Origin of the sequence: Nocardiopsis halophila DSM 44494 (genome assembly GCF_000341245.1) — a bacterium.
GTDB classification, from domain to species: domain Bacteria; phylum Actinomycetota; class Actinomycetes; order Streptosporangiales; family Streptosporangiaceae; genus Nocardiopsis_A; species Nocardiopsis_A halophila.
Window position 1 is genome coordinate 1 of the sequence record NZ_ANAD01000119.1, and the last position, 7,153, is coordinate 7,153.

The 7,153-nt window shown below is 72.6% G+C and carries 8 protein-coding genes, 3 tRNA genes and 1 CRISPR repeat array; of the genes, 6 read left to right on the forward strand and 5 right to left on the reverse strand.

Going from position 1 to position 7,153, the window contains the following annotated elements; translation table 11 throughout:
- The first annotated feature begins 30 nt into the window (after positions 1 to 30).
- Positions 31 to 547: a CRISPR direct-repeat array (repeat unit 29 nt; unit sequence GCGAGCCCCACGCCCGTGGGGATGGACCG).
- 247 nt (positions 548 to 794) lie between these two features.
- Complete coding sequence (locus tag D450_RS0114510) at positions 795 to 992, reverse strand: DUF397 domain-containing protein (protein ID WP_017539393.1); 198 nt, start codon at positions 990 to 992, stop codon at positions 795 to 797.
- Between the two features lie 9 nt (positions 993 to 1,001).
- Positions 1,002 to 1,838, reverse strand: coding sequence for a helix-turn-helix domain-containing protein (locus D450_RS0114515; protein ID WP_241483156.1), 837 nt, complete (start codon positions 1,836 to 1,838; stop codon positions 1,002 to 1,004).
- Between the two features lie 421 nt (positions 1,839 to 2,259).
- Between D450_RS0114515 and D450_RS0114520 the strand changes: the two genes are divergently transcribed.
- Genes D450_RS0114520 through D450_RS0114535 form a run of 4 tightly spaced genes read left to right on the forward strand, consistent with a single transcriptional unit; the run spans position 2,260 to position 3,447 of the window.
- On the forward strand, positions 2,260 to 2,514 hold the full coding sequence (locus tag D450_RS0114520) for a hypothetical protein (protein ID WP_017539395.1): 255 nt from the start codon (positions 2,260 to 2,262) through the stop codon (positions 2,512 to 2,514).
- Entirely contained in the window at positions 2,511 to 2,771 is a 261-nt protein-coding gene (locus D450_RS0114525; protein ID WP_017539396.1) for a hypothetical protein, read from the forward strand. Before D450_RS0114520 ends, D450_RS0114525 begins: the two co-directional genes overlap by 4 nt.
- On the forward strand, positions 2,768 to 3,136 hold the full coding sequence (locus tag D450_RS0114530; protein WP_017539397.1) for a hypothetical protein: 369 nt from the start codon (positions 2,768 to 2,770) through the stop codon (positions 3,134 to 3,136). The genes D450_RS0114525 and D450_RS0114530 overlap by 4 nt, the downstream gene beginning before the upstream one ends.
- Positions 3,136 to 3,447, forward strand: a complete 312-nt coding sequence (locus D450_RS0114535) for a hypothetical protein (protein ID WP_152520839.1) — start codon at positions 3,136 to 3,138, stop codon at positions 3,445 to 3,447. Before D450_RS0114530 ends, D450_RS0114535 begins: the two co-directional genes overlap by 1 nt.
- A gap of 505 nt (positions 3,448 to 3,952) precedes the next feature.
- Here the strand turns inward: D450_RS0114535 and D450_RS0114545 are convergent.
- From D450_RS0114545 to D450_RS0114555, 3 genes are all read right to left on the reverse strand, one after another.
- Positions 3,953 to 4,029: transfer RNA gene (locus D450_RS0114545), tRNA-Val, on the reverse strand.
- 16 nt (positions 4,030 to 4,045) lie between these two features.
- A tRNA-Cys gene (locus D450_RS0114550) sits at positions 4,046 to 4,116 on the reverse strand.
- Positions 4,117 to 4,153: 37 nt separating this feature from the next.
- A tRNA-Gly gene (locus tag D450_RS0114555) sits at positions 4,154 to 4,226 on the reverse strand.
- A gap of 402 nt (positions 4,227 to 4,628) precedes the next feature.
- On the opposite strand from D450_RS0114555, the gene D450_RS0114560 reads away from it, so the two are divergent.
- Both D450_RS0114560 and D450_RS0114565 read left to right on the forward strand, forming a co-directional pair.
- Positions 4,629 to 5,819: a molybdopterin molybdotransferase MoeA gene (locus D450_RS0114560; protein WP_026128556.1), complete on the forward strand. Its 1,191-nt coding sequence runs from the start codon at positions 4,629 to 4,631 to the stop codon at positions 5,817 to 5,819.
- 173 nt (positions 5,820 to 5,992) lie between these two features.
- Positions 5,993 to 6,712 carry a GntR family transcriptional regulator gene (locus D450_RS0114565; protein ID WP_017539401.1) on the forward strand — a complete coding sequence of 240 codons (720 nt, stop codon included), beginning with the start codon at positions 5,993 to 5,995 and terminating at the stop codon, positions 6,710 to 6,712.
- Positions 6,713 to 7,153 lie beyond the last annotated feature (441 nt).

Consider the following 7,153-nt stretch of genomic DNA (forward strand, 5'->3'; position numbering starts at 1 on the left):
ACGCCCCGCACCGGCGACACCACCGTGGCCGCGAGCCCCACGCCCGTGGGGATGGACCGCGCCCGGGGGAAATGGCAAGAGACCTGGGCAAGCGAGCCCCACGCCCGTGGGGATGGACCGCCATCGACCACGCCGTCACCGACTGGGAGACCGCGAGCCCCACGCCCGTGGGGATGGACCGAACGTCGAGTCCGGCGGCTCTGGTGGTGTGCGGCGAGCCCCACGCCCGTGGGGATGGACCGGAGTACGTATGGACGTGTCCGTTTTGGACTCTGCGAGCCCCACGCCCGTGGGGATGGACCGACTGGGTGGCGCCAGCCGCCGGTCGAGGTCTGGCGAGCCCCACGCCCGTGGGGATGGACCGTGGTCACCAGGTCCTGGCCGATCACGGATTCCGCGAGCCCCACGCCCGTGGGGATGGACCGTCGACCATCCGCCAGATGCGGCACCGATTCCGGCGAGCCCCACGCCCGTGGGGATGGACCGGGGCGCCGCCCTGCGATCGCGTCACGCGCCCGGCGAGCCCCACGCCCGTGAGGATGGACCGCTCCCCCGCTACGGCGCGGACGGCGATTACGGGCGAGGAGCTGTCGGCTGGAATGTCCTCGGCGGAGGTCGTCGCCTTGCTGGAGGACGTCGGCGGATCAGCGCATGGGCTCGTACGGCTTGAGCGCCTCCGACACCAACATCGGGCACGCCGGGGTGTACCTGGGCGAGGTGCCTAAGTAGAGTGGCGCCGGATGAATACGCCAAGGCCCCGGCTTCGGCCGGGGCCTTCGGTCTGTCACGGGATATCAGAGCTGGCCGGTCTGAACCTCCCGCAGAAACACGGCCCACTCTCCCGAGGGGAACAGCAGCGCGCCCTGCTCACGATGCTCGGTGTCGCGGACAGCGTTGACGCCCGGGGCGTTGGCGACCTCCACGCATTCCCGGGCGGTTGAGCTGTAGCTGCTCTTCCGGAAGGTCAGCTCAGGCTCAGCGGATGAATACACGGTCGGTCCTCACTCCAGTTCGGCCATTAGGTCTTCCATCAATCCGATCGACTCTCCTTGTGACCTCGCTGCCACTTTGAGGTGATCGAAGATCAGCTTGTACTCAGCGACTTCATCGGGTTCTTCGAGGAAGAGACTGGACAGGCGGGTCTCCAGGTAGACCATGGTCGGGTCGGCCTCTCCCGGGAAGTCCAGCATCACGAACGGACCGCTGATCCCAGGGTGCAGCCCGGTCGAGTACGGGAGCACTTGGAGGGTGATCCCGTTGTAGGGATCACGCGCCACATCGATCAGACGTTGCACCTGCTCCCGAGCGACACCGCCGGTCTGAGGGATGCGGTGTAGGACCGATTCGTCAATGACCACCCACAAAGCGGGCGGATCATCCTGTGTCAGGATCTCCTGCCGTGCCATCCGCGCGTCGATGACCCGCTGACCTTCGTCGATGGGGCTGACAAGAGCGCTGCGTACCGATTCGGCAGCGTAGGCTTCGGTCTGCAAGAGCCCGGGGACCACAATCGGCTGGTACGTCGAGATCACCGACGCCTCTGACTCGAACCCGATATAGGTATCGCTGCCGAAGACGTCGCTGTACTTGGTCCACCAGCCTCGCTGTCGGGACTGCCTGGCTAGCGTCAGGATCGCTTCCCGCTGGGACTCGTCCGTCACCTCGTACAGATCGAGCAGCTGGCGGATGTTTCCCAGGTCAGGCCGCGTCCACTTGTTGCTCTCCATGTGGGCGAGTCGCCCCCGTGACCACTCCAGCTCCTTTGCGGCTTCTTCCAGCGTCTTGCCGGACGTGTGCCGCAGGTCGCGTAGGACGGCCGACAGGCGGCGTCGGCGCACGGTCGGGCTATATCTCCTGGCCAACTGCTTCTCCCAAAGGACGATGAGACCGATCGTAGAGGGATCCCCTCAGACGGGCATCTTTCGGAATCCGTTGATCGGATTCCAGCGCCTCTCTTGCAAACTTCGGAATCCTAAGTTCATCATAGGAGGGTATTCATCCTAGTGCCGCCCTCATCCAGCGGCCCGATCCCCCTGGGGGACCCATGATGATCTTGCGCTCGATGCGCCTCTTGGCGCTGACCGCGCCGTCACCACCGCGCGGTCGGCGCACTTCCTGGCGTGCCGACCGCCTGAGTGAGCCACAGAACAAGCAGGCGACCGACAACGGAGAGCGCGTCACCGCCACGGTCGCCGGCCCGCGCGGCGCCCACCGTCGGCTCCGCCGCCACCTCACCGTGAGCGGAGAGGGGGTTGCGGCATGAGCGCCGACACGCCCCCGGCCGTCACGGACCTGCTCGACGCCGTCCGGGACGCCATGGAAGTCCCGCGCCCCGCCGACCTGGCCCACGTCACGTGCCAGGACCGCCTCCGTTCCCGGCGCGCCGAATACGTCTGCGGTGTGCTGGTGCAGATCACCGGGAACGGCGACCTCGACTCCGGAACGCGCGCGGTGCGCAGCGCCCCGGCGCTGCTGCCCGTGAACTACCGGGTGGCGGGAGGTGGCGGGCGATGAGCACCCGACCCCTCAAGCCCCCGGCGCGTGATCTGCTGGAGGCGATCCGCGACACGCTCACCCCGCCCGACCCCGCCGGCGCCTGTGCCACGGAGGTCCGCAACGCGTTGGTGGCCCGGCGTGCGGCGCACGTCGTCGCCCTGCTGCCGCTCGTGGATGCCGCAGGACCCGGGGCGGTGGCCGCCGCCATCCGCCAGGGCGCCCACCTCATGCCCGTGACCTACGCCCACATCGGGCCGCAGGGGGCGCCGCGATGAGCGTCACCTACGCCCCGCCCCGCCTCGAAGGCGGCGACTACGCCCGCTTCGTCGACCTGGCCCTGCGGTACACCGACTGGGGCATGGGCTACACCAGCGACGGTGAACGCCTGCTCTTCACCGCCGAGCACACCCGGCACGGCATCGGCCTGGCCTGCTGCGACCTGGACACCTTCGGCGAGCTGATCGCCGACGCCGACCGCCGTCTGACCGGCGCCCCGCGGACGCGGGTCCGGCCCTACCAGGCCGCGGTCGAACGCGAACAGCGCGAGCACGAGGCCCGCGAAGTCCAAGCACTCATGGGGTTGGCCCGCACCCTCGGGCGCGACAAGGTCCAGGCCGCGCTCGCCGGGCGGTGGTCCTGATGGGCGGCCTGCTCGACGGCCTCTTGGACGGCGTCGGCGAGGGCACCGCCGTGCAGCGGCACTCTGATCGCGGCACGGTCGGGGTGGCGGTCACCGCCCCCGGACCGACCACGGTGCCCCTGGAGACTTCCGACGGCGGGGATGTCCCGGCTGTCGTCCTCGGGGCGAACCTCATCCAGCGCGCCGACCGGCACGACGTCGGCCTCCACCACGCCTGTCTCCATCGGCTAGGGCGGCTCGCAGGCGCCGCCTGCCACCTGCTGCGCTGCCTCGGTGTCCTCCCGGGGCTCGAACACAACGACGCCGATTAAGTCCGGCCGCCCGCAGGTGTGGGGAGCCTGCGGGCGGCCCTCATGCGAGAACGCGGAAGTGCACCCGCCGCGCCCTATGCCCCGCCGCAGTGCCGGGCGGCGCGGCGGGCGAGCCACCGCCACCGATCCGCCGCCGCCCCACCCGACCCCCGGGGCGGCGGCTCCCCGGCCGCCTGGGGAAGTGCGGCCACCGCGCCCGCCCGGGAGGCCCGCCGAATGCCTCCCGGGTGGGCCTGTCTGTTCGCCGTCGGCGCCTGCTCCCGGGGAGGGAGGGGGCGATGAGCTTGGTCTGCGGCACCCACTTCGGCGTCCTGCGCAGCCCGGCTGACAGGACGAACCTGTCAGCGGAGCAGGCATACGAAACGGCCCTGGGAGAGTGCGCCTAAGGGTTCCGATGCGATCCGCCGGGGCGCGTTGGGGAGGAAGATCGTCTCCATGCCGTCTCCATCGACGGGGAAACGACCGCAGGCCGGGACCGTTGTACGGTCCCGGCCTGCGGGAATGCTGGTGGGCGATACAGGATTCGAACCTGTGACCTCTACCGTGTCAAGGTAGCGCTCTAACCAACTGAGCTAACCGCCCGTGCTCCATGCATGAGAGGTGGAGACGGGATTTGAACCCGTGTCGACGGCTTTGCAGGCCGCTGCCTCGCCTCTCGGCCACTCCACCGGATTCCTTCGTGGGGGATGAGAGCCCCCGGTCTCCGAGCGGACGACGGGATTCGAACCCGCGACCCTCACCTTGGCAAGGTGATGCTCTACCAGCTGAGCCACGTCCGCGCGCTTCCGGCCCCGGTCCCTCCGGCTTCCCGGTGGGCCCTGCGCCGTGCTGCGGTTAGAACTTTAGCGGAATCTCCGCAGGTGGCAAATCAGCGGTCGCACAGGGTTTCCGGCGCGGTCGCCACGGCCCGCCGAGGCGCCCCGCCGCGCCCTCCTGTCGGGATAGGGGGATGTGGGGGAGACGGGTCTTATGTCCCGATCCGTCGACGGTTACCCTCACCAGTGACGCGGTGTCCCGGCCCCCTCGTGCCGCCGGGTCAGGCTCCGTCGGTCGTGCCTCGCGGGACGTGCCCGGGAGGCGCAGAGCGGGTCCAGGGCGGGTCGCCGCGCCACGCGCCTCCCTGCGCGGATATACAGGGACGCGTGTGGGCACAGGGCGAATGCGGCGGCACAGGGGTGGCGATGGTCAAGCGCGAAGGCGCTTCGACGGGATGGGGCCGAGCGCGCGCTGCGGCACGGGAACTCGGTGAGCGGACAGGACCGGGCACCGTCCACCGGGTCCCCCTGAGCGAGGCCCTGGGCGCCACGCTCGCCGCCGACCTCCCCGCCCTCGTCGGCATCCCCGACTGCGACACCTCCGCCATGGACGGCTACGCCGTCCGCGGCCCCGGCCCCTGGCGGGTCGCCGGCCGCGTCCTCGCCGGGGCACGGCCCGCGGAGGACCCGCTGGAGCCCGGAACCGCCGTCGAGATCGCCACCGGCGCGCCCACCCCGCCCGGAACCACCGCGGTCCTGCCCTATGAGCACGCCCGCGACGAGGGCGGCGACACCGTCTCGGGGGAGACCGAGCCCGACCGGCACGTGCGCCGCGCCGGAGAGGACACCCGGCCCGGCGACGTCGTGCTCAAGCAGGGCGCCGCCGTCACCCCCGCCGTCCTGGGCCTGGCCTCCTCGCTCGGCCACGACGAGCTCCCCGTGCGCCGCCCGCTCCTGGCCGTCCTGGTCACCGGGGACGAGGTGGTGCGCACCGGCGTCCCCGGCCCGGGGCGGGTGCGGGACGCCATCGGGCCCATGCTCCCCGGCCTGGCCGCGTGGGCGGGCGCCCGCGCCCAGGCCCCCGTGCACCTGGGCGACGTGCGCACCGGCCTGGCCGAGGCGCTGCGCTCGGCCGCCGGGACAGGGGCGGATGCGGTGGCCGTGTGCGGCGCCTCCTCCAAAGGGCCGGCCGACCACCTGCGCTCCGCCCTGGCGGACCTGGGGGCCGAGACGGTGGTGGACGGGGTGGAGTGCCGCCCCGGCCACCCCCAGCTGCTGGCCCGGCTGCCGGAGGGTCCCGCGGTGGTGGGCCTGCCCGGGAACCCGGGGGCGGCGCTCGTGGCCGCCGTGACGCTGCTGGCGCCGCTGCTGTCGGCACTGGCCGGGCGGCCGGATCCGGCCGCGGCCGTGCCGCACCGGGCGGACCTGTCGGTCCCGGTCCACCCGCACCCGCGGGACACGCGGCTGGTCGCGGTCCGCCTCACGGAGGGCGGCGCCGAGCCCGTGGGGCACGATCGACCTGGGAGCCTGCGCTCCCCGGCCGCCGCCGACGGCTACGCGGTGATCCCGCCGGACTGGTCGGGGCCGGCCGCCGAGATCGTCCGGCTGCCGCGCTGAGCCCCGCCGTCCCGGGGCCCAGAGGGGCTCCGAGAGAGGCGCCGCGATCGGCCGCCCGTCCGGCGGGCGAGACGGTCCGACACTAGACTGCCGGGTACGAGGACGCCGAGGAGCGCGACCCCGCCCGGCCTCGCCGACACCGCCGCGACCACAGACGGAAATCTCGATTGACGATGGCCTCACGCCCGCTCGATAAGAACCTGCTGCCCACCCCGGTCCGCCGTCCCGTTCCGCTGCGCGAGAGCGTGTACGAGACGCTGCTCGAACTGATCACGCTGCGGCGGCTGCCACCGGGCCAGCACCTGGTGGAGAACGAGCTGGCCGAGCGGCTGGGCGTGTCCCGCCAGCCCATCCGGGAGGCCCTTCAGCGGCTGAGCAACGAGGGCTGGGTCGACCTGCGCCCCGGGTACGGGGCCTTCGTGCACCGCCCGAGCGAGGACGAGGCCGAGCAGCTGCTGGCGGTGCGCGGCCTGCTGGAGAGCGAGTCGGCGCGGCTGGCCGCCGCGCACGCCGGCGAGGAGGGCGTCGCCGAACTGCGCCGGCTGTGCCGCGCCGGGCGCGAGGGGCTGGAGCGCGGCGACACCGAGGAGATGGTGGCGCTCAACGCCGACCTGCACCGGCGGATCACCGAGCTGTCGGGCAACGCGGTCCTGGCCGACCTGGCCGGGCAGGTGGCCCGCCGGGTGCGCTGGTACCACGGCCTCGTGGCGGCCCGGCGCGGCAGCGACTCCTGGGACGAGCACGCGCGCATCATCGACGCCATCGAGGCGGGCGAGGGCGAGGAGGCCGCCCGCCTGATGCGCGAGCACACCGACGCGACCCGCCGCATGTACCACGAGCAGGCCGCCGCCGGTGAGGAGCCGGAAGGCGGAGAGGGCGCGGAGACCGAGTAGCGCTGCGCCCGTTCAGCCAGCAGGGGCGGGCGGTTCATGTTCCTGCCTGTCGGTGCCCCCTTCCGGTGCAGGCCGGGAGGCGGCGGCAAAGGTCGTGGCCTCTCGGCGGCGCTGTTGGGCGACAGGCGTACGACTGGTGATCGGAGGGGGTTGCGACGGGTCGGCTGGTGCCCCGTTCGCTCTCTTCGATCGGGCGCCGGCACCTCAGCGGTACCGGCGAGGGGCGGCGATGAAGCAGGGACGGGTCCCCGGGGCCTCCGGTCGGCCGCCGGGTCGCTGGTGGTCCGGGAAGGTGGCGGCGACGAAGCGGCAGGTGCCCCGCTCGCGGGCCCCGGCCGGCTGACGGGCCGTTGGGGTGCAGGGAGTTGGGCAGCGACGAAAGGGCGCGGCGGTTCCCCGGGGCCGGCTGTCGGCCGCCGGGCCCCTCGCGGTCCGGGAACA